Below are 23,722 nucleotides of genomic sequence, written 5' to 3'. Positions count from 1 at the left end.
TCCTCAAGCCCGGTGACGCCGCGCACCGCCTCCTGACATTCGAGATGCCGATGTCTTCGACCGATCTGACCAGCCTGACCATTGCCGAAATCCGCGACGGCCTGACCGCCAAGGCCTTCTCCGCCACCGAACTGACCCAGGCCTATCTCGCCTCGATGGAGGCGGCGCGCGCGCTCAATGCCTATATCGTCGAGACGCCGGAGCAGGCGCTCAGCATGGCGGCGGCTTCCGACGCAAAGCTGGCCAAGGGCGAGGCGCGTGCGCTGGAAGGCGTGCCGATCGGCGTCAAGGACCTGTTCGCGACCGAGGGCGTGCATACCCAGGCCGCGTCGCACATCCTCGACAAGTTCAAGCCCAACTATGAATCGACCGTCACGGCCAATCTCTGGAACGACGGCGCGGTCATGCTCGGCAAGCTGAACATGGACGAGTTCGCCATGGGCTCGTCGAACGAGACGTCGTTCTACGGCCCGGTCGTCAATCCCTGGCGCAAGGAAGGCTCCAACGCGCCGCTGGTGCCGGGCGGCTCGTCGGGCGGTTCCGCCGCCGCCGTGGCCGCGCGCCTTTGCGCCGGCGCGACCGCGACCGATACCGGCGGCTCGATCCGCCAGCCGGCCGCCTTCACCGGCACGGTCGGCATCAAGCCGACCTATGGCCGCTGCTCGCGCTGGGGCACGGTCGCCTTCGCCTCGTCGCTGGACCAGGCCGGCCCGATCGCCCGCACGGTGCGCGACGCCGCCATCCTGCTGAAGTCGATGGCCTCGGTCGACGCCAAGGACACCACCTCCGTCGACGTGCCGGTGGGCGATTACGAGGGCGCGATCGGCCAGTCGGTCAAGGGCCTGCGGATCGGCATCCCGCGCGAATACCGGCTCGACGGCATGTCGGCCGAGATCGAGGCGCTCTGGCAGCAGGGCATTGCCTGGCTCAAGGAAGCCGGCGCCGAGATCGTCGACATCTCGCTGCCGCACACGAAATATGCCCTGCCGGCCTATTACATCGTGGCGCCCGCCGAGGCCTCGTCCAACCTCGCCCGCTATGACGGCGTACGCTATGGCCTGCGGGTTCCGGGCGAAGACATCGCCTCGATGTATGAAAACACCCGTTCGGCCGGCTTCGGCCATGAAGTGAAGCGCCGCATCCTGATCGGCACCTATGTGCTCTCGGCCGGCTATTACGACGCCTATTACGTCCGCGCGCAGAAGATCCGCACGCTGATCAAGCGCGATTTCGATCTCGCTTTCGAAGCGGGCGTCGATGCCGTGCTGACGCCGGCGACTCCTTCGGCCGCCTTCGGCCTCGCGGAAATGACCACGGCCTCGCCGGTCGAGATGTATCTGAACGACATCTTCACGGTGACGGTCAACATGGCCGGCCTGCCGGGCCTCGCCGTTCCGGCCGGCCTCGACAAGTCGAAGCTGCCGCTCGGCCTGCAGCTGATCGGCCGTCCGTTCGAGGAAGAGACGCTGTTCCGTCTCGGACAGGTGATCGAGGACGCTGCTGGCACCTTCACGCCGTCCAAGTGGTGGTGACATGATCCGCAAGCCGGCTGACTGCACGACCAAGGCGCATATCCGCACCGAGATCGACCGCCTGGACGCCGATCTCGTCGCTTTGCTGGCTGAGCGCTTCGGCTATGTGCAGCGGATGGCCGAGATCAAGTCTTCGCCGGACGAGGCGCTGGTACCGGAACGGGTCGACGAGGTGCTCGACCGCGTCGCCTTGGCCGCGGGCGAGGCTGGCCTCGACGAACAGCTGGCGCGCGATCTCTGGCGCCGGCTGATCGAGTGGAACATCGAGTTCGAGCGGCGCACCATCGCCGCCCGCCTCGCGCAGTAAGGCAGGGCCGGCGGCCCCCGTGGTAAGCATCCACGGAGAGTGTAGCACGAACGCCGACCTCTCCTTCAGGGAGAGGTGAAGGGCAGGGCAACGGTCCCTTGATGGATCCTCCTCCAGTCCATAGCCCTCGTACTGCCCATGGGCAGGCCGGCGAGCCCGGGAGCCCGCCGGCCTAATTGTTTAGCGGTTGTCCAACTGGGCGCGTACCGCGTCCAGGCCTGCCCGCGTGATGCGGTAGGGCGCGCCGTTCTGCGACGCGATCAGCCGCCGCCGCTTCAGGCGCTGGAACAGGTCAAGCGAACAATCCGTCAGGATCCAACCGTCCCTGGTCGTGCAGTCCGCCGCGATGATGCGGCCGGATTCATTCTTGCGATGGCGGATAACGCCGCCCTGAGCGAGCGCGTGCAAGACGCGCTGCTCGAGTTTCGAGACATTCATGATGGGATTTCGTTCAGGAATCAGGTGATCGCAGCCGCGATTCCGCGGGCCGCGCGCCGAGGGCGCGAGGACTTCAATCCCTGCCGCTTACGGGCAGGGGATCACCGGGACTGCGAAGTAGTCGACATCCAAACTCCTGAGACGGCAGCGCTTATAGTGCTATCCATTGGCGCGGGCAAGCTCGTTTGGCATGGTGTGCGTGGCGCGTTTGCCTCCGTTGCTGCGCGGCAACGTTCGTTTGGGAGGAAGAGGATGGACCGGATACCTACCCTGTCGGCGGATGGTTTTCGCGCGACGCTTGCCGATGCCGAGCCGCCCGCGGGGCTCTCGGCGCCGCTGCAGGCGCTCTGGCATCTGGAAAAGGGCGAGTGGGAGGCGGCGCATACCCTGGTCCAGGACGACGCCAGCCGCGCCGGCGCCTGGGTGCACGCCCATGTCCACCGCATCGAGGGCGATCTCTGGAACGCGCGCTACTGGTATGGCCAGGCCGGACAGAAGGCCGCCGAGGGCGACCTCGCCGCCGAGCGCTCGACCATCCTGGCGGCCCTGCTGCGGGATTGACCGCAAAAAAGAAACCCGGCGGATCGCTCCGCCGGGCTCAGGATCCATGCCTCGCGGCGTGGAGCCGTATCGCTTACCAGGAGCGCTTCAGCCAGATCGTGGTGGCCCAGGCGTCACCGTCGATCGCGGCGGTGTCGGAATCGATCTTGTTGTAGGCAGCGTCGACCATCAGGTCGAGACCCTTGACCGGCGTGAAGTTGACGGCACCACCAACGCGGAAGGCGTCGAACTCGCGATCCTTGAAGAACGTGTAGTCGGTCGTGCCTTCGAACTTGGCGTAGCCAACCGTAAGAGCCGACCAAACGCGGTCGGTCCAGACGTGCTTGTACGAAGCGAAGGTGCTCCAGCTGTCGCCCGGGACTGCGTCGAGACCCGCGCCGCCGGCAACCGAGCCGGTGGTGTAGCCAGCGACCGAAGAGCCGCCGGTGATGCCGGTGAACGAGTTGCCGTTCTGGGCATAGGCCGCGTAGAGCTGGAACTTGTCGCCCTTCGAGATGTTGTCGAGCGCCAGCTCGACAATGCCACCGACGGCGAAGCCGGTCTTGTCGTGACGCAGGTTGTTATCAAGATCGATATCGGCGGCGTGCTGGAAGTAGGCACCGGCGATCTTGGTCTTGAAGATGCCGCTGCTGTAGGTCACGGCAGCAATGATGTCCGGGATATTGTTGTTGCCACCCCGGTCAATGCCGAGGTCGTCAATGAAGGTTCCGACGGCGCCGCGGTCACGCGGGTCTTCCAGCGAGATCGCCAGACCGAAGCCGTTGACCGTGTAGGACAGCTCGATGTGGTCGGTCTTGGTGTCCGACGAGTAGCTGCCCTTGTCGGTGAAGCCCTGGCCGAAATCGAACAGCGAGTCGAAGTAGCCGGCCTTGACCGGGCCGAACTGCAGCCAGGCGGTGTCGACATAGGCCGAGTTGGTCGAGGCGTTGACGTAGTCAGCAAGAGTCTCGCCGCCAGCCGTGTTGCCGGTCTTGGCGCGGTAGTCGATCCAGCCGGTCAGGTTGCCGTATTCCGTGATCGACGAGGCGGTCACCTGGATCGAGGCTTCGGTGACGAAGTTGCCCCAGTTGCTGTCCGGATAGGCCTTGTTGAATGCGCCGTAGTCAGAGTCGCCAAAGGTGGTGATGAACTTCACATAGCCGCCGACCTTGATGCAGGTGTCCGTGCCGGGCGAGTAGAAGAAGCCCTTGCCGAAGGCGTCGCAGACCTTCACGTAGTCAACCGGCTCGGCAATGGTGAGATCGGCGGCATTGGCTGCGCCAGCGACGATGATCGCGGCCGCGGAGCCGAGGATAACAGACTTAAACGTCATTTCTGACCTTCCAAATATTGGGAGGGTACGAATGCGCAGCCGCTCCGGCTCCGAGCTGATCCGCAGATCAGGCCGTCGCGACATCAAGCGCCCAGACCCCCATCATGTTGGCCGCCGCGCATCCGTTTGCGGACACTGCGTACGGTGCCCGCTGCGACCCCTCGCGTCAGGCACCGGCAACCTAGCGACCACGCTCGATGGTGCAATGCAAAATGGTCCGTGCCGCAAGTATAACGGTTTTATGAATTTCACTAGTGGCTTAATTATCCCGAACCAGTGATTAATTTGCCGGCATATCATAATTACGAGTCGAATTTATACTTCGGCGACGGCGTTTTGAGGGGAGATTTTTGTCGCCTGCACCTGACCTGGCGCTTTCCGGTCGGAAAGATCGCGTTCTGGCGAGTGAATCAACGTCAGTCCCAGCGTTGCCACGTTGGATATATGTGTTCTCGTCAGGGCTATTATTGAGTGCATTACGAAAAGGTAGGTCGGCATATTTTGCGTTCGGTGCAGTTGGTAAACCGCTTTATCCCGACTTTCGGAGTCAGATCAGCGCCGGATATCGATCAGATTTTTCCAGGATCCAAGTTTGATTCACCCTACCGTAGGGTTTCGATTCCGATGTTGATCATTTTTTGCAAGATTATTGAGGTTTCTCTGAAACCATCTGCGCGGTAACCTCGTTACCTAGCCAATAGGATGGGCTTTAAGTAGCGATCGGCAATGGAGGGCTTCATGTTCAGACTTCGAATCGCGGCCACATCGGCAGTCTTGCTGGTGGGAACTATGCTGGTGCCGGCCTACGCTGGCGGCGGACTGGGAGGAGTCGTCAGCGGCGTCACCGGAGCGGTCGGCGGCACGGTCTCCGGCGTCACCGGCAGTGTTGGAGGCGCCGTTGGCGGCGGCGTCGGCAGCACGGTCAGCAACACGGGCAGCGCCGTTGGCGGCACGGTTTCCAGTGTCGGCAATACCGTTGGCGGCACGGTCAACGGTGTGACCGGAGCCGTTGGCAGCACGGTCGGGAGCGTGACAGGCGCCGTCGGCAGCACGGTTGGCAGCATGACCGGCAGTTCTTCCACCGGCACCACTTCCGCCTATCGCAACACACCCCGGTCGACGCTTCTCAGCGGTATCGACGCGCGCATGGATCGCCTGTCCAAGCGCGAGCTGATCCGGCTTTGTCTCAGTGTCGGTGGTCAGGCCTCTTGCGGCGGCAACCGCGAGCAGGTGGTCCGGCTTGTCGATGCCCGGCTGAAGCTTCTCTCCAAGGATCAGCTCGCCAATGTCTGCGTCAATGTCGGGGCGAGCTGCGGCGCCAAGGGCGGTACCAAGATCACGGCCAATGTGCTGGGCAAGAACGGCGTCGCCAATGCCCGGGTCCGTTCCCGCCTGATCGGCGGCATCAACGCCAAGGCGGCCGTGCTTTCCAAGAAGGATCTGGTGAAGGTCTGCCTGAATGCCGGCGGCGGCTCCGCCTGCGGCAATGGCAATCGCAGCCAGATTCTGGGCCTGCTGGATACGCGACTGGCCGTGCTTCAACCAGGCAAGCTGCTCAATCTGTGCCTGAGCGTCGGCGGCTCCTGCGGTTCCGGCACCCGCGGTCCGGGAGGCCCTGGCGGTCCCGGAGGCCCCGGCGGCCCTGGCGGACCGGGAGGCCCCGGCGGTCCCGGTGCCGGCAATCCCGACGGCCCGACCTCTGTCTCGGACAGCGGCCTGAGCGGCGCGGACAAGCAGGCTCTGCGCAACAAGTGCCCGACCATCCTGCGCAATCCGTTCTCGTTCGATGCGGACCTGGTCAAGCTCTGCAAGATGGCAAGCCGGATCTGACCCGCAGTCGATGACAACAAGAAAGCCGCCGCATCCATCGATGCGGCGGCTTTTGTTTGGCCCGAACGCCGTTCAGGTCTGAGCCTTGCCGGACGCCATGCGGGCGATCATCAGCGCGCCGAGGATGATGGCGCCATAGATCGCCTGGATCCAGAAGGAGGGCACCTGGGCCAGGGTCAGCAGGTTCTGCACCACGCCGAGCAGCAGCACGCCGGTCAACGCACCGAACATCGTGCCGCGTCCACCATCGAGCGAGATGCCGCCGATCACCGCCGCGGCGAAGACCGTGAAGATCATGCCATTGCCCTGGTTGGCGCTGATGGCGCCGACATAGCCGGTGATCACCAGCCCGCCGACCGCCGCCAGCATGCCGGCCAGAACATAGACGCCGGTGGTGATGCGCTCGACCCGGATGCCCGCCGCGCGGGCCGCCTCGGGATTGCCGCCGATGGCATAGAGCGCGCGGCCGAGCCGGTGATAGCGCAGCACGATGCCCGCCACGAGGAAGGCCAGCGCCGCCAGCCAGACCGCCAGCGGCAGGCCGAGGATGGTGATGATCATCAGCGCGTAGAAGGCGTCGGGCAGGTCGAACAGGGTTCGCCCGCTGGTGGCGCCGACCAGCATGCCGCGCAGGATGATCAGCATGGCGAGCGTCACGATGAAGGCGTTGAGCGTGAAGCGGACGACGAGGATGCCGTTGATCAGGCCGATCAGCGCGCCGACGCCGATGACGATCAGGATGCCGACGAAGGTCGGCAGCTCGACGCCGAAGCCGTTATTGGCGACGGGAAGGACGAGCAGGGCGCCGATCGCAGGCGCAAAGCCGGCCGTCGATTCCAGCGACAGGTCGAACTTGCCGGTGATGATGATGAGCGATTCCGCCAGCACCACCAGCGCCAGCGCGGCGGAGGAGGTGAGGATGGTGTTGATGTTGCCCTGGGTCAGGAAGGCCGGGCTGATGAAGGCGCCGATGATGATCAGGATCACCAGCGCCGGCAGCAGCGCAAGGTCATGGAGGCGGATCATCGAGCGGCGCGGCGCGGGCTTGGCGCCGGCATTCAGCGTCGCCGTGGCGGATGGTTGCGTGTTCATGCGAGCTCGATCCCTTCGATGGAGGCGACGAGCGCATTGTCGCTCCAGCCTGCCTTGTGTTCCGCGACGACCGATCCATGCTGCATCACCAGCACCCGGTCACAGGTTCTCAGATCCTCGATCTCGCTGCTGACGACGAGGATGGCCTTGCCCTCCTGCCGCATCCGCTCGATGACGGTCAGCAGCGCTTCCTTCGACTTGACGTCGACGCCGGCGGTCGGGTCCATCAGCACGAGGACGGACGGGTCGTTGGCGAGCGCGCGGCCCATCACGACCTTCTGCTGGTTGCCGCCGGAGAGGCCGGAGACGAGCTGGTCGGGCCCCTGGGTGACGATTCCGAGCGAGGCTATCGTCCGGTTGGTCAGTTCCGATCGCCGTCTGGGCGCGATGAAGCCGAAGGGGCCGAGATGGCGGTTCATCGTCATGATCGCGTTGTCGGCGACGGATTGCGACAGCACCAGGCCCTGGTCGTGCCGGCTCTTCGGAACGCAGCCGACGCCGAGCTCCAACGCGGCGGCGACGTCGCCGGAGGGCAGGGTCTTCCGGTCGATGCGGATCGTCCCGCCGGTATAGGGCGAGAGTCCCGCCACCGCCTCGGCGAGGCCGATGCGGCCGCCGCCGGTCGGGCCGGAAAGGCCGACGACCTCGCCGCGGCGGATGTTGAAGCTGACATCCTGGAAGTCGTCGCCGGAGACGCGGTCGATCTCGAGCGCCACGGCGGCGCTCTCCGGCACGGTGCGGCCGGCGGCGTCGGAGACGCCGAGATGGACGTGTTCGCCGGTCATTGCCTCGATCAGCCGGTCCTTCGGCAGGTCGGCGACCGGCGCGGTGATGATGTGGCGCGCGTCGCGCAGCACCGTCACCGCCTGGCAGATTTCATACACTTCCTGCAGATGATGCGAGATGAACAGGAAAGTGACGCCGGCGGCCTGAAGCTCGCGGATGCGGGTGAACAGGCGCTTGATCTCGTCGCCGTCCAGCTGCGCCGTCGGCTCGTCGAGGATGATGAAGCGGGCGCCATAGGAGAGGGCGCGGGCGATCTCGACCAGCTGCCGCGCCTCGATGCGAAGGTCACCGGCGCGGGCGTCTTCCGAGACATTGACGCCCCACTGGTCCAGCACTTCGCGGGCGCGACGGCGCAGCGTCGACCAGCTGATGAAGCCGCGCTCGGTTGGATGGCGGTTGATGAACAGGTTCTCCGCGACCGTCAGGTCGGGGATGATCGTCGAGTGCTGGTAGACGCAGGCGACGTGTTTGCGCCAGCCTTCGCGGTCGGAGATGGCCGGGGCCGGCACGCCGGAGAACAGCACCTGGCCGGAATCCGGCGCGCGCAGTCCGGTGAGGATGCCGACCAGCGTCGACTTGCCGGCGCCGTTGCGGCCGACCAGCGCGTGCGACTCGCCGGCGAAGACCTTGATATGCGCCTCGTGCAGCGCCGTCGTCGGGCCGTAGCGCTTGGAGACGCCGCGGGCCTCGACGATCGGAATGATGGTGTCAGGCGGCTGCATGGTGCCCCCGTCCGGCGTCGAGAAGAGAGGGAAACTGCATCGGGGTCTCCGGAGTTCGGGAGGCCTGACCCATGCCGCCGGCATGGATCAGGCTTATGAAAACCTCACGCCAAGTGCATGATTTCGTTCGAAATCACGCGCTTAGAGCTGGTTGCCCCAGAAGCTCTTGTCGTCGACATTCTCCTTGGTGACGAGCGGCGCCGAGAGCTGGTCCTCCAGCACGCCGGGGCGCACTTCGAGGATGGTGCTGTCGTGGTCGGTCGGACCGGCGGCAAACGTCTTTCCGGCCATCGCTTCCTTCAGATACTGGATGCCGTATTTGGCATAGAGATCGGCAGGCTGCGAAACCGTGGCGTCGATCTCACCCTTGCGGATGGCGTCGAATTCCTGCGGGATGCCGTCATTCGAGACGATGACGATGTGGCCCTCTTCCCCGGCCGGCTTCAGCAGGTTCTTGCGCTTGAGGGTCTGCAGGGTCGGCGCCAGGAACACGCCGCCGGCATGCATGTAGATCGCCTTCAGGTCGGGCTGCGCGTTGAGCAGCGCGTCGAGACCGGCGGCGGCGTCTTCACCCGACCAGGCCTTGGTCGGGATTTCGAGCAGCTTCAGGTTCGGATAGTTCTTGGTGATGCACTCGCGGAAGCCGTTGCCGCGATCGCGTCCGTTGATCGAGGCCTGGTCGCCCATGATCTGGACCACGGGGCCTTCCTTGACGTTGTCGCCGATGAATTTGCAGGCCTTCTCGCCATAGGCGAGGTTGTTGGCGCGCACGACGATCGCCACGGGCCCGGCATCCGGCGCGACGTCGACGGCCACGACCTTGGCGCCCGCCTTTTCGGCCGCCTTGAGCACGGAGCCGGCGGCGGCGGATTCGAACGGCGAGAAGATGATGCCCTTCGCGCCGAGCGACAGCGCGTTCTGGACGCCGGTGATCTGCTTGGCCGTGTCGAACTCGGAATTAAAGGGCTCGAGCAGGTCGACGCCCTGCTTCTTCGCTTCCTCGACGATGTACTTGTTGTACGAAGTCCAGAACGGCGAGGTCAGCGTCGTCAGATCGACCGCCACCTTCTCGCCCTCGGCCCTGGCCGCACCGGCCCCGAGCAGGGTCGCGAGCATTGCCGCGCCCAGAATCGGCGCAGTCTTCTTCAGCATCTTCATGTGGTTTCCTCCCACGGGTTCATTCACGCAGTCCCGTGCCGCGGAGCGTCCGGTTGATCCGGTTTGTCGTTTCCGCGGCGACGTCCTCCTCCGACATCGCGCTTCACCTTGGCTGTCGTCCGCCTCAGGCGCGGACCGGAAAATCCTCCGGTGCGCGCGACATCATGGCGTCCCGGCTCGCGGCCAGATGGGCCTTGAGCGCCGAAACCGCCTGTTCGGCATCGCCTTCCGCCACCGCCTCGACGATCGCGGAATGCTCCTGCCGCGTCCGTTCCAGCGTGTAGCTCTTCAGCGTGAAGTTGCGGATCGTCTGGGTCTGGCGCTGGATGACGCGATGCCAGCTGGCGATCGTGTCATTGGCGCCGAGCTGGACGATCAGCTCGTGGAACTCGCGGTCGAGGCGGATGGCATCGACCAGCGCCTCGTCACTCTGCTTGGCGACCTCGGTCATGTGCGCATCGAAGATGGCGCGCAGCCGGGCGACGAATTCCGGCGTGGCGCGGCCGGCCGCGATCCCCTTGGCGATGGCGTCCAGCTCGACCAGCATCCGCGCCTCGAAGATCTCCTCGATGGCGGCTGGGGTGAAGCGACGCACGATGGAGGAGCGCCGCGCGGTGCCCTCGACGAGCCCGTCGCGCTCCAGCATCGCGATCGCTTCCTTGACCGGCGTCTGGCTGATCAGGAGCTCTCCCGCAAGCTGCTCCGCGAGCAGGCGCTGGCCCGCCGGCAGGCGTCCGGAGACGATCTGGCTCCGCAACTCCTCATAGGCCTGTTCTGCGAGCGTGGCGCGTTTCAGCTTGGGCATGCCGCAACGATAGGCTTGGATTTACTCGCCACGCAATAAAAAATTTTATGTTTCATTTAGGCGGGCGATGGGCTAGCAGCGTTAAGGAGACGCGGGATTTTTGAGCAGAGCCCCATCGCCATGCCGAACCCTTTGCCTGACCTTGCAACCGTCGCGGGCGCGACGGACGGCCGTCTGCTTTTGCTCTTCGAGGGGGACAATGTGCTGGTCGCCCGGACGCGGATCCGCGCCGGCGAGACCCTTTTCGTCGCGGGAGCCGAGGTGACGCTCGCCGCCGACCTGCCGCTCGGCCACAAGCTGGCGCGGCGCCCGATCGCGGCCGGCCAGAAGATCGTCAAATATGGCGCGCCGATCGGCACGGCGACGGAATCGATCGCCATCGGCACGCCGGTCCACGTCCACAACGTCAGGAGCGACTACACGCCGACCTATCATCTGATGGACGCGGACAAGCCGGGAGCAGGCGCATGAGCATGGCTGTCGCCACAGGGACCGCGGCGTCCGTCCCATCCAGGGTCGCCCAGACGGAAACCATGCGCGGCTGGCTGCGCAGCGATGGCCGCAAGGGCATCCGCAACACGGTCGTCGTCGCCTATCTCGTCGAATGCGCCCATCACGTCGCCCGCGAGATCGCGATCCCGTTCCGCGAGCACGACGTGCATGTCATCGGCTTTCCCGGCTGCTATCCCAACCCTTATGCCGAGCGGATGATGGAGCGCCTCTGCACCCATCCCAATGTCGGCGCGGTGCTGCTGATCTCGCTCGGCTGCGAGAGTTTCAACAAATACGCGCTGGAAAAGAAGGTGCGCGACAGCGGCCGGCCCGTGAAGACCATCGTCATCCAGGCCGCCGGTGGCACGCGCAAATCGATGGCCGAGGGCAGGGCCTTCGTCGCCGAGCAGCGCGCGGCTCTGGACGAGGCGTCGACGGTCGAAATGGATCCGAGCGAACTGATCATCGGCACGGTGTGCGGCGGTTCGGACGGCACGTCCGGCATTTCCGGTAATCCGGCGGCCGGCCGCGCCTTCGACCAGTTCGTCGAGGAGGGGGCGGCCTGCATCTTCGAGGAAACCGGCGAACTGATCGGCTGCGAGCACATCATGGCGGCCCGCGCCGTGACGCCGGAACTGGGCGCCATCCTGGAGGCGTCCGTCGCCAAGGCGGCGCGCTATTACGCGACGCTTGGCTATGGCTCGTTCGCTGCCGGCAATGCCGAGGGCGGGCTCACCACCATCGAGGAAAAGTCGATGGGCGCCTATGCGAAGTCCGGCGCCTCGGCGATCTCCGGGCTGATCAAGCCGGGCGACGTGCCCCCGCATGGCGGGCTCTATCTGCTCGACGTGGTGCCGGATGGCGACGTGCGCTTCGGCTTCCCCAACATCAACGACAATGCCGAAATCGCCGAACTGATCGCCTGCGGCAGCCATGCCGTGCTGTTCGTCACCGGCCGCGGCTCGGTCGTCGGCTCGGCGATCTCGCCGGTGGTGAAGATCTGCGCCAATCCCGAGACCTATCGCCGGATGGAGGACGACATGGATGTCGATGCCGGCCGGATCATCGAGGGCCGCGCCAGCCTCGACGCGGTCGGCCGCGAGATCCATGACCTGGTCATCGACCTCGCGCGCGGCAAGCGCACCAAGTCGGAGGAACTGGCGCATCAGGAATTCGTGCTCGGCTACAAGAGCTTCGAGCCGATCGGCCCGGCCTGCCTGCCGGTCTGACGTGGAAATAGAGACATCGGGGAGGATGTTTTGACCGATCTGACCGCACGCCTGGAGGCCTGCTATACCGGCGTCGTGCATGACGTGATGCGCGCCATGGGACTGCGCGATTTCACGCTGCCGGCCGAGATGCGCCCGATCATGCCCGAGCGCGCACTGGCCGGGCCGGCCTTCACCATCGAGGGCCGCGCCGATCCGGACGCGGATGGCCATGAGACGCTTCTGGCCTGGACCGGCCTGCTCTCCAAGGCGCCTTCCGGCTCGATCTGGGTGTCGCAGCCCAACGACCGCATCGTCGCGCATATGGGCGAGCTTTCAGCCGAAACGCTGAAGAACAAGGGCGTGCGCGGCGCGATCGTCGACGGCTTCATCCGCGATACCAATTTCTTGCTCGAAATGGGCTTCCAGACCTGGTGCCGTGGCTTCACGCCGCGTGATATCGTCGGACACTGGCTGCCGGTCGCGACCGACGTGCCGATCGTCATCGGCGGCATCGACATCCGCCCCGGCGACTATTTTCTCGGCGACCGGGATGGTCTCGTCCGTATTCCGGCGCAATATCTTCTCGAAGTCGTCGAGCGCGCCGAGACGGCGATCTCGACCGAAAACCTCGTTCGCAAGGCGATCCTCGCCGGCACCGATCCGCAACAGGCATATCTGAAGCATGGAAAATTCTGATTTCGTGGCGGTCGAGCCGTTGCACCCGCTGCTCGCCGAGGGGGTGAAGGCGCGCCAGACCCGGCCGGCTTTCCCCGATATCGGGCCCGAAGCGGCGAAGGCGCTGTTCGAGGCAATGCAGGCGAACACCAGCGGTCAGCCGGAAGTCGCCGGCATCGAGGAAACGACGGTTGCCGGCGCCGAAGGGCCGCTTTCGGCCAGGATTTACCGCCCCGAAGCCAGCGCGGAACAGCCGCCGTTGATCGTCTATCTGCATGGCGGCGGCTTCGTGCTGGGCAGCTACGATACGCATGACCGCAACGCCCGCCGCCTGGTCAATGCGACCGGCGCGCTGGTCGTGTCGGTCAACTACCGGCTGGCGCCGGAAGCGCCGTTTCCGGCCGGCGCGAACGACGCCTTCGCGGCCGTGGTCGATCTCGTCGGGCGGGCCGCCGAACTGGGTGTCGATCCCGAACGCATCTTCCTCGCCGGCGACAGCGCCGGGGCGACGCTGGCGATTGCCGCGATACTGGCCGGCCGCGATGGCCGCGGTCCCGATCTCGCCGGGCTGGTCGCCTTCTATCCCGTCACCGACATGACAGCGATCGGGGCGGGCGTCTCCTACGAGGCGTTCGGCGATGGCTCGGTCGGCCTGTCCGAGGCGGACATGATCTGGTTCCGCGACCTCTACGCGCCCGATCCGGCCGATTGGAATGATCCGCGCTGCTCGCCGCTCACCGCCGAGCTTGCCGACCTTTCCGGCTTCCCGCCGACGCTCGTCATCACCGCGGCCTATGACGTGCTGGCGGAGGACGGCGCGCTGTTCGCCGCGCGGCTGAAATCGGCCGGCGTGGCGACGACCTATCTGCATGTCGAGGGCGTCAACCACGGCTTCATCGGCGCCCCCAACCCGCCGCCGGCAACGCTGGCAACCTATGAGGCGGTGGCGGACTGGATGAAGTCGCTGGGGTGATCTGATCTAAAGAAGACCCTCACCCCAACCCTCTCCCGCCGGCGGGAGAGGGTAGGGTGAGGGTCTTGCTTGATCCTAAAACCGCCGCGCCATGGTTAGGCCGCCGGCCGGCAGTTCGTCGGAGATGACCGGGGCGAAGCCGAGCTTGCGGTAGAACGCGATGGCCGAATGGTTGTGCGGGCTGACGTCGAGATGCATGCCGGGCGAGCCGGCTTCCGCGAGCGCCGTCATCAGATGCTCGAAGCCCGACCTGCCCCAGCCGAGGCCGCGCGCCTCGGGCAGGAAGTCGACATGGCCATGCGAAGGGTAGGGGTGCAGGGCCGGCGGATAGAGATAGGGCGGCCGGTGGATCAGCCGACGCACCCAGTCGCTGCCTAACCAGCGGCTTTCGTCATCGCCCGGATCCCTCACGCGGGCGCGGATCCGCGATAGCCAGTCGCGCTCCATGCGCAGGTAGAAATCCGGCGTGTCGAGCGCACCCATGACATAGCCGGCGACGCCCTTCGGCCCGTCGAGCACGAAGGCGAAATCCGGTTGCAGCACCAGATAGGGGCCGATGAACATGTGGCCGAGCGCGTCCGGGTCGTCCTCGCGATCCGTCGCGTCCTGGCCGGCATTGCCGGTCTTGAGGCAGACCCGGTAGACGGCCGGCATGTCGGCGAGGTCAGCCGGGCGCAAGCGGAAATCATCGCGGGTCAGGGTCGTCATGTCGGTTCCGTCGGCGGAGGACAACGGCCGGGAAACCTCCCGGCCGCGATTGTCGAGGGCGATCAGGCCAGGGTGCGCCCACCATTCACGGCGAACGTCTGGCCGGTGATGAAATCGGCCGCAGGCGAGGCCAGGAAGGTGACGATCCCGGCGATGTCCTCCGGCACGCCCTGGTGGCCAAGCGGCACCAGGCGGCGGTAATCCTCGAGCTCCTCGACCAGGGTTTCGGCATGGCGCTCGACGGGAATGAAGCCCGGCGCGACGAGATTGACGGTGATGCCCTCGGGCCCCAATTCGCGCGCCCAGGAGCGCGTCAGTCCGACCATCGCGGCCTTGGCGGCGACGTAGTGACCGAATTGCGGGTTGCCCATGTCGACCACTTCCGAGCCGATGTGGATGACGCGGCCGGCATGGCGAGCCCGCCAGTCCGGCAGCACCGCCTGAAGCAGGAGGAGCGGCGCCTTGACGAAGAAGCGAAGCTGGTCGAGATGGTCGTCCCAGGTCTGTTCCTCGATCGGGATCAGCGGCTGCGGGCCGGTGGCATTGTTGACGATCACGTCGACAGGACCGATCTGGCGGTCGATCTCGGCGATGCCGTGGCGAACGCTGGCCTTGTCGGTGACGTCGAACTTGAAGGCGGCGGCCTTGCCGCCCGCGCTGGTGATGGCGTCGACGACGCTGCCGGCGCCCCGGTCGTCATGTGCGAAGTTGACGGCCACCGTCCAGCCGGCGGCGCCCAGTCCCTTTGCGATCGCTGCACCAAGTCCGCGCGACGCGCCCGTGACGAGTATTACTCCCACAATCATCCTCCCGAAATGACGCCCGTCTCTGGGATTCGATGCGGGCTGTGTCGATCGAAGCACAGCCCGTGGGGATTGTCTCCCGACTTATGAATCGTCGTCTTCGTTCATCCGCCCGGCGGTGGCGGCCGACAGTGTTTCCTTGGCGTCGAAAATGATGCCTTCGACGAGGTTGCGGCCGGCCGCCTTCGCGACATAGAGCTGCTTATCGGCCGCCTTGATCCAGGCCTCGGGCTGGCTGCCTGGCAGGCAGGGCGCCGTCGCGACGCCGAGGCTGACCGAGACGTAGGGCGAGGCGTCGGAACCGGAATGCGGGATGCCGAGCGCCTGCACGCGGTCGCGGATGCCCAGTGCGATCTCCATCGCTTCAAGATGTTCGATCTCGGGCAGCACGCAGGCGAATTCCTCGCCGCCATAGCGGATCGTCACATCGCTGGCGTGGTGGACGGCGCGGTTGAGCGCCGCCGCCACCATGGTGAGGCAGCGGTCGCCGGCGGTGTGACCGTAGAGATCGTTGAACTTCTTGAAGAAATCGATGTCGAGGATGATGACGGAGAGCTGGCCGCCTGTACGCGACAGGCGCGCGGTTTCCTGGTTCAGCGCCTGTTCCAGCCGCCTGCGGTTGCCGAGGCCGGTCAGGGCGTCGGTAACGGCCATCTCGGCCAGTTCGTCGCGCATCCGCTTCATGTCGAGATGATTGCGCACGCGCGCCTGCACGACGACAGGCAGGATCGGCTTGGTGATGTAGTCGATCGCGCCCAGCATCAGGCCTTTCACCTCGGCCTCCTGGTCGCCCAGCGCCGTGGTGAAGATGACGGGAACGTCGGCGATCAGCGGATCGGCCTTGATCGTCGCGCAGACCTCGTAGCCATCCATGCCCGGCATCAGCACGTCGAGCAGGATCAGGTCGGGCAGGGTGGTACGGGCGATCTCCAGCGCCTCGGTTCCGGAGGTCGCGAAGTAGATATCGTAATCCTCCTCGAGCACGGCGCTCAGGATCTCGATATTGCTGACCTCGTCATCGACGATCAGGATCGACGGCCGCTCGCTCACTTCTGCACTTCCCTGATATCGAATTCACGCTCGACGGCGTCCAGCCCCGCAAGGGCATTGCTGAAATCGAGCCGGCTGATCGGATCGCGGATCTGACCGAGATGGGCCGCTTCCGGTGTTCCCTGCAGCGCTGTTTCCAGCGCCTCGAAGGTCTTGCGCGCGCGCATGCTGCGCTTGGCGAGTTGCTGGCGCAGTTCGCCGATCAGTCGTGTGGCCTCCGCCCGCGATGCGGGATCGAGACACGCGTCCGAAGCGGTCGGGATCGATGCATCGGCGGAGGTCAGCGAACGGGCCGCGTCCAGCGCCGGCTGCAAAGCCTCGTCCAGGCGCTCGATGAGATCCTCGATATTCATCAGTTCCCGATGCGCGATCGCATCCTCCAGCTGACGAGAAGCTTCGGCTACCTTACGCAATTCCAGGGATCCGGAAACCCCCTTGAGCGAATGCGCCAGTCGCCGGGCATCGTCGAACCCGTCGGCCGCGATCTCGGCCCTCAGCGTGGCGATGACGTCGCCGTAATTGGTCGCGAAGCTGAGGATCAGCTTGCGCAGCAGCGCCTTCTTGCCGTTGACCCGCACGAGGGCGGTATCGAGATCGAAGGGCGGCAGCGCCGGGGGCAGCTCCGCAGGCGCTTCTGCCGGGGCAGGGGCGTCCGTGGCCGCCGTCGCGGCGGTGCCCTCGGGCTTGCGAGGCTTCAGCCAGCGCTCCAGCGCGCGCATCAGCGTCGCCGGGTCTACCGGCTTGGCGACATGATCGTTCATGCCGGCGTTGAAGCAGTTCTGCCGCTCCTGCTCATAGGCATGCGCCGTCATGGCGAGGATCGGCAGTCGGTCGGCCGGGATCGTCTGGCGGATGCGCTTGGTCGCCTCGATGCCGTCCATCTCGGGCATCTGCACGTCCATCAGCACGAGGTCGTAGCGCCTGTCGGAGTCGAGCGCCATTTCACAGGCGATGCGGCCGTTCGGGGCCAGTTCCACCACGAGGCCGCCATCGGTGAGAATCTCCATGGCCACCTCGCTGTTGATCTCGTTGTCCTCGACCAGCAGGATGCGCGAGCCGCGCAACTCCGGCGAGACCATGGGAATGGACTGGACGGCGGAGGTCGCGACGGGTTCCTCGCTGGAAGAAGCGCCGATCAGCCGGGTTATCTCGGCCAGCAGCAGCGCCGTGTCGATCGGCTTGACGAGGAAGGCGGAAATCCCGGCCTCGCTGGCGCTCTCCATCGCCTCCTCGCGCGCATAGGCGCTGACCATCATGATGGTCGGCAGGCGGGTCAGCGTCTCGCTGCTGCGCATCGCCTCGACGGATTCGATGCCGTCCAGGCCGGGCATCTTCCAGTCGATCAGCATCAGATCGTAGGAGACGCCGCGCGCCTCGGCCGCTTCGAGCAGCGCGATCGCCTCGGTGCCGGAGGCCACCAGATCTGCCTGCACCGACCAGCCCTCGAACACCGAATGCAGGATCTCGCGCGAGGCCGGGTTGTCGTCGGCGATCAGCACGCGGAGCCCGCGCAACGTCTCGACATCGGCCGCCTCGGCCAGCAGTTGCGCGTCGCCTTCCTCCATCTGCACGGTGAAGGTGAAGGTGCTGCCGGCGCCTGCCGCGCTTTCGACGTGGATCGAGCCGCCCATCAGCTCGACCAGCTGCTTGCTGATGGCGAGGCCGAGCCCCGTGCCGCCGAACTTGCGCGTCATGGAGCTGTCGGCCTGGCTGAACGACCGGAACAGCAGGCGCTGCTGTTCCGGCGTCATGCCGATGCCGGTATCGCGGATGGCGACTTCGAGGACAAGCCTGCGCTCCCGCTTCTCCAGCGCACGGATGGATACGATGACGCCGCCGCGCTCGGTGAACTTCACCGCGTTGGAGACCAGGTTGAGAAGGATCTGGTTCAGCCGCAGCGCATCGCCGAGCAGGGTGGTCGGCACGTTGTCGTCGATGTTGATGCGGATATCGACGCCCTTCTCGGCCGCCTTGACGGCGGAGATGGACGTAGCGTTCTCGATCGTCTCGCGGATCTTGAAATGGGTGTTCTCCAGCGAGAGCATGCCCGCCTCGATCTTGGAGAAGTCGAGAATGTCGTTGATCAGCGCCAGCAACGCAGTGCTGGCCGCCTTGATCTTGCTGACATAATCCGCCTGCTTCGGCGTCATCTCGGTGCGCAGCGCCAGATGGCTGAAGCCGAGGATGGCGTTCATCGGCGTGCGGATCTCGTGACTCATATTGGCCAGGAACAGGCTCTTGGCGATGTTCGCCGCATTGGCCTCGCGCGTGCGCTCGGCCACCTTCTGCTCCAGCATCTCGTTGGCCAGAACGATCTCGTCGCTCATCGCCTTGATACGGCGGAAGCTGGCGACCAGCCGTACGCTGAGCCAGACCAGAACGACGGTCTGGAAAGCGACGATCGCGGCGTGCAGATAGACGCGGGGCAGGTCGGCGCCGAGCGGGAACACCGCATAGGGGAAGACGAAATTGAGCATCAGGTGATGAACGGCGACCGCGATGGCGGCGACGACGACGGGGCGCCAGTCGCACCAGCCGATCACCAGCGCCAGCGTCGCGAAGAAGTACATGTGCATGTCCATCTGCCATGGATGGCCCGAGAACATGAACACCAGCAGCGCCGGCTGGCCCATCAGGGCGACGGCGGAGACATAGCGCGTCACCGGCGCGGGCCCTCGCAGCGTCCACGACACCTGCAGCGCTGCCGCCAGCAGGATGGCGACCAGCGTCGGCGCGACGATGCCGCGATCGATCCACCACGCCACGAAGGCGACGAACGGGACATGCGCCCAGATCAGGAAGACCAGGAACAAGCCAAACCTGTGTCGCAACCTGTCGAGTTCGGCCATCCGGAAATCCTTGAAACGATCTGGGTAAGTCGCCTAGAGGGAGAAGCAGCCACGCAGCTTGACGGCGTCGAGGACGAGCCATGCGCCGGAGCGATAAAGCGTCGAGATGAAGTCCGGATTGTCCGAGTGGGCGATGATCACATTGGACAATCCGGCGCTTGCGACGATGCTGCCGCCGGCGCGCGCCACGATCCCGGCGGTTTCCGCCGCGTTCGACCAGAGCGGCGCGACCACGGCGACTTCCTGGCTGCCGGCGTCCGCAGTCAGCGTGCTGAGAAAAATTGCGATCGCGCTTGCAACCAGAAGCAGGCCGGCTGGGATCAGATCCAGCCAGCTACCGCGTTCGGAAGACTGTGCGCCAAGCCGACCAGAAATCTCGTCCCCCCATCGGAGCGAATGCGGCCGCATAGAACCCGGTTAACCCTAAGAGATCAATAGCCATGGCGCTCGATCCGGACCGGCAGCACGGTTGACGCAACGAGGCTGCGGGTCTGGGTTGCAATCCGTCCGGGATGCGCGCGAAAGCCTTCGCGCTGGTTGTGGAGCGCGAGCGCAAGAAGTGGAGCGGGCTCGGAGTGACACGGGTGCGATTCGCTTTCGCATCCGCATGAAGCCGGGGCCGGGAAGACGAGCCGTGCCTCAGTCGAGGTGGAAGACTTCTTCCATGGAAGACCACCATTCGCCCGGCCCGGCCGAGGCGAGGGGCTGCTGGCAGGGATCGGTCTGGCCGAGCCAGGCCCGGATCGCAGGCTCCTTGTCGAGGCGGGCCGCATCGGCCGGCCAGTCGGCGCCTTGATATTCCCAATAGCCGAACAGCAGGTTTTCCGGCTCGCGCAGATAGATCGAATAGTTCCTCACGCCGCAGGCCGAGAGCAGCGCGTTGACCTCGGCCGAGCCGGTCGCATGCAGCCGCTTGTATTCCGCGATCGCCCCCGGCTTCACGCCGATCACCATGCCCATGCGCTGCATTTCTGGATCCTGCTTTCTTGAGGTTTCAACTTGGCGTCATCCCCGCGAAGGCGGGGATCCATACAGCCTGAGGCCGGAGCCTTAGGCCTGAAAACCCGGCTGAATGGGTCCCGGGTCTCCGCTGCGCTCCGCCCGGGATGATGGCGAGCACGGGATGAAGGGGCTACCCCTTCACCGCGCCCACCGCGATGCCGTTGACGATCTGGCGCTGGAAGATGACGTAGATCAGGACGATCGGCGCGGCGGCCAGGCAGATGCCGGCGGCGAGCAGCGGCACGTTGGTGGTGTATTCGCCCCGGAGCGCCGCGATGCCGACCATCAGGGTGCGCTGGTCCTGCAGCACCAGCAGCGAGATCAGCACGTCGTTCCAGCAATAGAGCGTGTTGAGGATGCCCAGCGTCACCAGCGCCGGCTTCCCCATCGGCAGCATGATGTGCCACCAGACCCGGAGCAGATTGGCGCCGTCGATCTGCGCCGCCTCGAACAGTTCGCGCGGCAGGCGGGCATAGAAAGCGGTCATCAGGTAGACGCTGAACGGCAGGAAGAACGCCGTATAGGCGATGATCAGGCCCGGCCGGCTGTCGATCAGGTTGAGGCCGATCATCGTGCGATAGAACGGCACCAGCACCACCTGCACCGGGATCATCAGCGACACCAGGATGGTGATGAAGATGATCTTGCGGCCACGGAAGCGCAGGATGGCGAGGGCGAAGCCGGCCATCGAGGCGACCACCAGCAGAGCGATCACGGCGCCGACCGTGACGACGACGGAATTGGTGAAATATTCCGACAGGCGCGACTGGTTCCAGGCCTGCGAGAAGTTGACGAAGGTCGGGTCGGTCGTCAGGCCGAAGCGATCGAGCACATAGCCCTTTCGGGTCTTCAGCGCGGCGTTGATCGTGAAATAGACGGGATAGACGGCGGAGAGGGCGAGCAGCGCCATCGGGATCGAGAGGATCCAGAGAATGCGCTTCTCGCGGGTCTGAACGGCTGCCATGGCGCGGGCCCTAGATGTCGGCGTTGCGGGACATGATGCGGATCTGGATGGCGGCGAGGCCGGCCATCATCAGGAACAGCACCATCGAGATCGCGCTCGCATAGCCGGGGCGGTTCATCTTGCCCTGCTCGAGCCAGATCAGGAATTCCGGCAGGATGGTCGAGGTGCCCGGGCCGCCGGCGGTCAGCACGTAGATCAGCCCGAACATCGAGGTCAGCATGCCGATCGTGGTGACCACGGCGGCGAATTCGATGATCGGCCGGATCGACGGAATGACGATGTACCACCAGGTCTGCAGCAGCTTGGCGCCGTCGAGCTTGGCGGCTTCGAGCATTTCGGCCGAGACGGTCGAGAGGCCGGCGATGAAGATCAGCAGGCTCATGCCGAAGGTCGCCCAGAGCTGCACCGCGATCAGGCTGAACAGGGCCGTCGACGAATTGCCGAGCCAGTCGACGGCGGAGAAGCCCATCGCTTTCAGGAACAGGTTGAATGAGCCGTCATAGCGCAGCAGCACGTTGAAGATCGCGCCGACGATGACGGAGGAGAGCACGGCCGGGAAGAAATAGACGGCGCGGAACAGCTTGCCGCCCGGCACGCCCTGATGGATCAGGATGGCCAGCACCAGCGGCAGGCCGATCCAGATCGGCAGCGTCGCCAGCAGGATCAGCATGTTGACCAGGCTGTCGAGGAAGACCGGGTCATGCGCGATGCCGATATAGTTGTCGAGCCCGACGAAGCGCGGCGCCGACATGCCGTCATAATCGGTGAAGGAATAGCCGAGGCCCCAGATCAGCGGGATGATGCGGAACACCACGACCAGCGCCAAAGCCGGCAGCACGAACAGATAGGCGAGGCGCTCGGCATTGTGGCCGCCGGATTTTGGGCGCGAAACGGCCTTGGCCGTGCTCTTGCTGTCCTTGGCGGTCAGGGTCTGGGTCATGCGAGGCCTCTGGTCATCCGATAGAGAGATTCCGGGCGAGGCAATTCGTCCGGAATGTCGTTTGGCTCGCGCGGGCAACCCATGGCCGTCATCCCCGCGAAAGCGGGGATCCATGCAGCCCAAGTCGCCTGGGGCCGTGGTTGTATGGATCCCGGGTCAAGCCCGGGATGACGTCGGAGTGGTTGGAATGCGGAGCAATTTCGAAGAAGGACTACTTCTTCTTCGCCTGGGCCTGGACTTCGTCGAGGCGGGCGACGGCCTTGTCGACCGTGGTCTCGCCCGTGAACAGCATCTGGCTCTGGCGATGCCATTCCTCGGTCTCGGCCGTGGACGTGTTGTTGTGCAGCAGCGGCGCCCCGTCCGAAAGCGAACCCAGCACGATCTTGGCCGAGGGGCTCTCGACCTTCGACGTATCGACGGCCGTATCCGAGGGAACCGCGCCGGCCGCCTCGAAGAACACCTGCATCGCGGGCGTCGCGGTGAAGCTCTTGGCGAGCTCGACGGCGAGGTCCTGGTTCGGCGAGAACTTGGTCACGGCATAGCCGATGCCGCCGGCAAGCGGCATGCGCAGCTTGTCGTTCACGCTGGCGGTGACCGGCGGCATGACGAAGACGCCGACATTCTGCGGCTCGAGGAATTCATCGAATTCCTTCCAGTGCGCGACATCCGACAGCAGGCCGATCGTGTTGGCGTTCTCGCCGCGCTCGAAGCTCTGGTATTCGTCCATGAACTTGGCGGTCGAGTTGGCGCCTTCCGCGTACCAGCCGTCCTTCTGGGTATCGACCCACTTCTGGACGATCGCCTTGATTTCCGGGCTCGACCACTTCAGGTCGCCAGCGGTCCAGGCGGCCTGCTGCTCCGCGGTCAGCGCGTTGGCGGCGGCGGCGGAATAGAAGAAGTCGGCGCCGAAGCCCTCCTTGTTGCCGAGCGCGAAGCAGGTCGTGCCGGCGGCCTTCAGCTTGGCGCAGATCGCCTCCAGCTCGGCCCAGCTCTTGGGCGTGGCCTCGGGATCGAGGCCGGCCTTCTTGTAGAGTTCCTTGTTGTAATAGACCGCCAGACCCTGGATCGAGATCGGCACGGCATAGGCGCTGCCATCGGGGCCGGCGAATTCGTCCCAGCCGGCGACACGCGTCTTGATGTCGGCGATCTTGTCGTCGAGCTTCGAGAAGGCGGCGATGCGCTCCTTGGCCTGTGAACCGCCATGCACGAGCACGACGTCCGGGCCCTGGCTGGCGGCGATCGCCGTGCCGAGCAGCGTGTAATACTGGTCATGCGGCTGCATGACGAACTTCACGGTCACGCCGGGATGGGCGGCCTCGAAATCGGTCTTCACCTTCTCGAAATAGGGAGCCGTCGTCGGATCGCCCGACTTCCAGTCCCAGACGGTCAGGGTCGTATCGGCCTTGGCGGATGTCGCCACGCCGAGCGTCATGACAAGCGCGGTGGCGAGCATCGTGCCGGCGCGCAGGATCCGGTTCGTCGTCTTCATGTCTGTGTCTCCTCCCTCGCAGA

23 protein-coding genes are annotated in these 23,722 nt (G+C 65.4%); 8 read left to right on the top strand and 15 right to left on the bottom strand.

Annotated elements, in window-relative coordinates; genetic code table 11:
• Positions 1–50: 50 nt before the first annotated feature.
• Positions 51–1,532, top strand: a complete 1,482-nt coding sequence (gatA, locus tag OSH10_RS15085; RefSeq protein ID WP_266332667.1) for an Asp-tRNA(Asn)/Glu-tRNA(Gln) amidotransferase subunit GatA — start codon at positions 51–53, stop codon at positions 1,530–1,532.
• A 1-nt stretch (position 1,533) separates the two neighbouring features.
• Complete coding sequence (locus OSH10_RS15080) at positions 1,534–1,839, top strand: chorismate mutase (protein WP_266332666.1); 306 nt, start codon at positions 1,534–1,536, stop codon at positions 1,837–1,839.
• Positions 1,840–2,019: 180 nt separating this feature from the next.
• On the opposite strand, the gene OSH10_RS15075 is transcribed toward OSH10_RS15080, so the two are convergent.
• On the bottom strand, positions 2,020–2,277 hold the full coding sequence (locus OSH10_RS15075; RefSeq protein ID WP_266332665.1) for a YjhX family toxin: 258 nt from the start codon (positions 2,275–2,277) through the stop codon (positions 2,020–2,022).
• A gap of 252 nt (positions 2,278–2,529) precedes the next feature.
• On the opposite strand from OSH10_RS15075, the gene OSH10_RS15070 reads away from it, so the two are divergent.
• The gene (locus tag OSH10_RS15070; protein WP_266332663.1) at positions 2,530–2,838 is read left to right on the top strand and encodes a hypothetical protein; all 309 of its coding nucleotides are present in this window, start codon (positions 2,530–2,532) and stop codon (positions 2,836–2,838) included.
• Positions 2,839–2,911: 73 nt separating this feature from the next.
• Here OSH10_RS15070 and OSH10_RS15065 read toward each other — a convergent pair whose 3' ends face one another.
• A complete protein-coding gene (locus tag OSH10_RS15065) occupies positions 2,912–4,150 on the bottom strand; it encodes a porin (RefSeq protein WP_266332662.1) in 1,239 nt (412 codons plus the stop codon).
• A gap of 738 nt (positions 4,151–4,888) precedes the next feature.
• Between OSH10_RS15065 and OSH10_RS15060 the strand changes: the two genes are divergently transcribed.
• Entirely contained in the window at positions 4,889–5,980 is a 1,092-nt protein-coding gene (locus tag OSH10_RS15060; protein ID WP_266332661.1) for a hypothetical protein, read from the top strand.
• A 72-nt stretch (positions 5,981–6,052) separates the two neighbouring features.
• On the opposite strand, the gene OSH10_RS15055 is transcribed toward OSH10_RS15060, so the two are convergent.
• The 4 genes from OSH10_RS15055 to OSH10_RS15040 all read right to left on the bottom strand — a co-directional run bounded on the left by OSH10_RS15055 (position 6,053) and on the right by OSH10_RS15040 (position 10,543).
• The gene (locus tag OSH10_RS15055; protein ID WP_266332660.1) at positions 6,053–7,072 is read right to left on the bottom strand and encodes an ABC transporter permease; all 1,020 of its coding nucleotides are present in this window, start codon (positions 7,070–7,072) and stop codon (positions 6,053–6,055) included.
• Entirely contained in the window at positions 7,069–8,580 is a 1,512-nt protein-coding gene (locus OSH10_RS15050) for a sugar ABC transporter ATP-binding protein (protein ID WP_266332659.1), read from the bottom strand. The genes OSH10_RS15055 and OSH10_RS15050 overlap by 4 nt, the downstream gene beginning before the upstream one ends.
• Positions 8,581–8,721: 141 nt before the next feature.
• The gene (locus OSH10_RS15045) at positions 8,722–9,738 is read right to left on the bottom strand and encodes a sugar ABC transporter substrate-binding protein (RefSeq protein ID WP_266332658.1); all 1,017 of its coding nucleotides are present in this window, start codon (positions 9,736–9,738) and stop codon (positions 8,722–8,724) included.
• A 124-nt stretch (positions 9,739–9,862) separates the two neighbouring features.
• Positions 9,863–10,543 (bottom strand): GntR family transcriptional regulator, encoded by a 681-nt coding sequence (locus OSH10_RS15040; protein WP_266332657.1) that lies wholly within the window; start codon positions 10,541–10,543, stop codon positions 9,863–9,865.
• A 120-nt stretch (positions 10,544–10,663) separates the two neighbouring features.
• On the opposite strand from OSH10_RS15040, the gene OSH10_RS15035 reads away from it, so the two are divergent.
• Genes OSH10_RS15035 through OSH10_RS15020 form a run of 4 tightly spaced genes read left to right on the top strand, consistent with a single transcriptional unit; the run spans position 10,664 to position 13,894 of the window.
• Positions 10,664–11,014 carry a UxaA family hydrolase gene (locus OSH10_RS15035; RefSeq protein WP_266332656.1) on the top strand — a complete coding sequence of 117 codons (351 nt, stop codon included), beginning with the start codon at positions 10,664–10,666 and terminating at the stop codon, positions 11,012–11,014.
• Complete coding sequence (locus OSH10_RS15030) at positions 11,011–12,264, top strand: UxaA family hydrolase (RefSeq protein ID WP_266332655.1); 1,254 nt, start codon at positions 11,011–11,013, stop codon at positions 12,262–12,264. Before OSH10_RS15035 ends, OSH10_RS15030 begins: the two co-directional genes overlap by 4 nt.
• A 30-nt stretch (positions 12,265–12,294) precedes the next feature.
• Positions 12,295–12,942 carry an RraA family protein gene (locus OSH10_RS15025; RefSeq protein ID WP_266332653.1) on the top strand — a complete coding sequence of 216 codons (648 nt, stop codon included), beginning with the start codon at positions 12,295–12,297 and terminating at the stop codon, positions 12,940–12,942.
• On the top strand, positions 12,929–13,894 hold the full coding sequence (locus tag OSH10_RS15020) for an alpha/beta hydrolase (protein ID WP_266332652.1): 966 nt from the start codon (positions 12,929–12,931) through the stop codon (positions 13,892–13,894). Before OSH10_RS15025 ends, OSH10_RS15020 begins: the two co-directional genes overlap by 14 nt.
• A 75-nt stretch (positions 13,895–13,969) precedes the next feature.
• On the opposite strand, the gene OSH10_RS15015 is transcribed toward OSH10_RS15020, so the two are convergent.
• The 9 genes from OSH10_RS15015 to OSH10_RS14975 all read right to left on the bottom strand — a co-directional run bounded on the left by OSH10_RS15015 (position 13,970) and on the right by OSH10_RS14975 (position 23,699).
• On the bottom strand, positions 13,970–14,602 hold the full coding sequence (locus OSH10_RS15015) for a GNAT family N-acetyltransferase (RefSeq protein WP_266332651.1): 633 nt from the start codon (positions 14,600–14,602) through the stop codon (positions 13,970–13,972).
• A 62-nt stretch (positions 14,603–14,664) separates the two neighbouring features.
• Positions 14,665–15,408: an SDR family oxidoreductase gene (locus OSH10_RS15010; RefSeq protein ID WP_266332650.1), complete on the bottom strand. Its 744-nt coding sequence runs from the start codon at positions 15,406–15,408 to the stop codon at positions 14,665–14,667.
• Positions 15,409–15,489: 81 nt separating this feature from the next.
• Positions 15,490–16,455 carry a diguanylate cyclase gene (locus OSH10_RS15005; protein WP_266332649.1) on the bottom strand — a complete coding sequence of 322 codons (966 nt, stop codon included), beginning with the start codon at positions 16,453–16,455 and terminating at the stop codon, positions 15,490–15,492.
• Positions 16,452–19,304, bottom strand: a complete 2,853-nt coding sequence (locus tag OSH10_RS15000; protein ID WP_266332647.1) for a response regulator — start codon at positions 19,302–19,304, stop codon at positions 16,452–16,454. The genes OSH10_RS15005 and OSH10_RS15000 overlap by 4 nt, the downstream gene beginning before the upstream one ends.
• A 33-nt stretch (positions 19,305–19,337) precedes the next feature.
• Complete coding sequence (locus OSH10_RS14995; protein WP_266332646.1) at positions 19,338–19,712, bottom strand: hypothetical protein; 375 nt, start codon at positions 19,710–19,712, stop codon at positions 19,338–19,340.
• A 231-nt stretch (positions 19,713–19,943) separates the two neighbouring features.
• Positions 19,944–20,273, bottom strand: coding sequence for an L-rhamnose mutarotase (locus tag OSH10_RS14990; protein WP_266332645.1), 330 nt, complete (start codon positions 20,271–20,273; stop codon positions 19,944–19,946).
• A 163-nt stretch (positions 20,274–20,436) separates the two neighbouring features.
• Positions 20,437–21,270, bottom strand: coding sequence for a carbohydrate ABC transporter permease (locus tag OSH10_RS14985; protein ID WP_266332644.1), 834 nt, complete (start codon positions 21,268–21,270; stop codon positions 20,437–20,439).
• 10 nt (positions 21,271–21,280) lie between these two features.
• Complete coding sequence (locus tag OSH10_RS14980) at positions 21,281–22,210, bottom strand: carbohydrate ABC transporter permease (protein ID WP_266332643.1); 930 nt, start codon at positions 22,208–22,210, stop codon at positions 21,281–21,283.
• A gap of 211 nt (positions 22,211–22,421) precedes the next feature.
• Positions 22,422–23,699 (bottom strand): ABC transporter substrate-binding protein, encoded by a 1,278-nt coding sequence (locus OSH10_RS14975; RefSeq protein WP_266332642.1) that lies wholly within the window; start codon positions 23,697–23,699, stop codon positions 22,422–22,424.
• Between the last annotated feature and the right edge of the window lie 23 nt (positions 23,700–23,722).

This window comes from Kaistia defluvii, assembly GCF_026343955.1.
GTDB lineage: Bacteria > Pseudomonadota > Alphaproteobacteria > Rhizobiales > Kaistiaceae > Kaistia > Kaistia defluvii.
This window is presented reverse-complemented; position numbering and strand designations above follow the sequence as displayed.

Coding starts and splice junctions, on each gene's coding strand:
- gatA (WP_266332667.1), top strand. CDS start 51: ATGTCTTCGACCGATCTGACCAGCCTGACCATTGCCGAAATCCGCGAC.
- OSH10_RS15080 (WP_266332666.1), top strand. CDS start 1,534: ATGATCCGCAAGCCGGCTGACTGCACGACCAAGGCGCATATCCGCACC.
- OSH10_RS15075 (WP_266332665.1), bottom strand. CDS start 2,277: ATGAATGTCTCGAAACTCGAGCAGCGCGTCTTGCACGCGCTCGCTCAG.
- OSH10_RS15070 (WP_266332663.1), top strand. CDS start 2,530: ATGGACCGGATACCTACCCTGTCGGCGGATGGTTTTCGCGCGACGCTT.
- OSH10_RS15065 (WP_266332662.1), bottom strand. CDS start 4,150: ATGACGTTTAAGTCTGTTATCCTCGGCTCCGCGGCCGCGATCATCGTC.
- OSH10_RS15060 (WP_266332661.1), top strand. CDS start 4,889: ATGTTCAGACTTCGAATCGCGGCCACATCGGCAGTCTTGCTGGTGGGA.
- OSH10_RS15055 (WP_266332660.1), bottom strand. CDS start 7,072: ATGAACACGCAACCATCCGCCACGGCGACGCTGAATGCCGGCGCCAAG.
- OSH10_RS15050 (WP_266332659.1), bottom strand. CDS start 8,580: ATGCAGCCGCCTGACACCATCATTCCGATCGTCGAGGCCCGCGGCGTC.
- OSH10_RS15045 (WP_266332658.1), bottom strand. CDS start 9,738: ATGAAGATGCTGAAGAAGACTGCGCCGATTCTGGGCGCGGCAATGCTC.
- OSH10_RS15040 (WP_266332657.1), bottom strand. CDS start 10,543: ATGCCCAAGCTGAAACGCGCCACGCTCGCAGAACAGGCCTATGAGGAG.
- OSH10_RS15035 (WP_266332656.1), top strand. CDS start 10,664: ATGCCGAACCCTTTGCCTGACCTTGCAACCGTCGCGGGCGCGACGGAC.
- OSH10_RS15030 (WP_266332655.1), top strand. CDS start 11,011: ATGAGCATGGCTGTCGCCACAGGGACCGCGGCGTCCGTCCCATCCAGG.
- OSH10_RS15020 (WP_266332652.1), top strand. CDS start 12,929: ATGGAAAATTCTGATTTCGTGGCGGTCGAGCCGTTGCACCCGCTGCTC.
- OSH10_RS15015 (WP_266332651.1), bottom strand. CDS start 14,602: ATGACGACCCTGACCCGCGATGATTTCCGCTTGCGCCCGGCTGACCTC.
- OSH10_RS15010 (WP_266332650.1), bottom strand. CDS start 15,408: ATGATTGTGGGAGTAATACTCGTCACGGGCGCGTCGCGCGGACTTGGT.
- OSH10_RS15000 (WP_266332647.1), bottom strand. CDS start 19,304: ATGGCCGAACTCGACAGGTTGCGACACAGGTTTGGCTTGTTCCTGGTC.
- OSH10_RS14995 (WP_266332646.1), bottom strand. CDS start 19,712: ATGCGGCCGCATTCGCTCCGATGGGGGGACGAGATTTCTGGTCGGCTT.
- OSH10_RS14990 (WP_266332645.1), bottom strand. CDS start 20,273: ATGCAGCGCATGGGCATGGTGATCGGCGTGAAGCCGGGGGCGATCGCG.
- OSH10_RS14985 (WP_266332644.1), bottom strand. CDS start 21,270: ATGGCAGCCGTTCAGACCCGCGAGAAGCGCATTCTCTGGATCCTCTCG.
- OSH10_RS14980 (WP_266332643.1), bottom strand. CDS start 22,210: ATGACCCAGACCCTGACCGCCAAGGACAGCAAGAGCACGGCCAAGGCC.
- OSH10_RS14975 (WP_266332642.1), bottom strand. CDS start 23,699: ATGAAGACGACGAACCGGATCCTGCGCGCCGGCACGATGCTCGCCACC.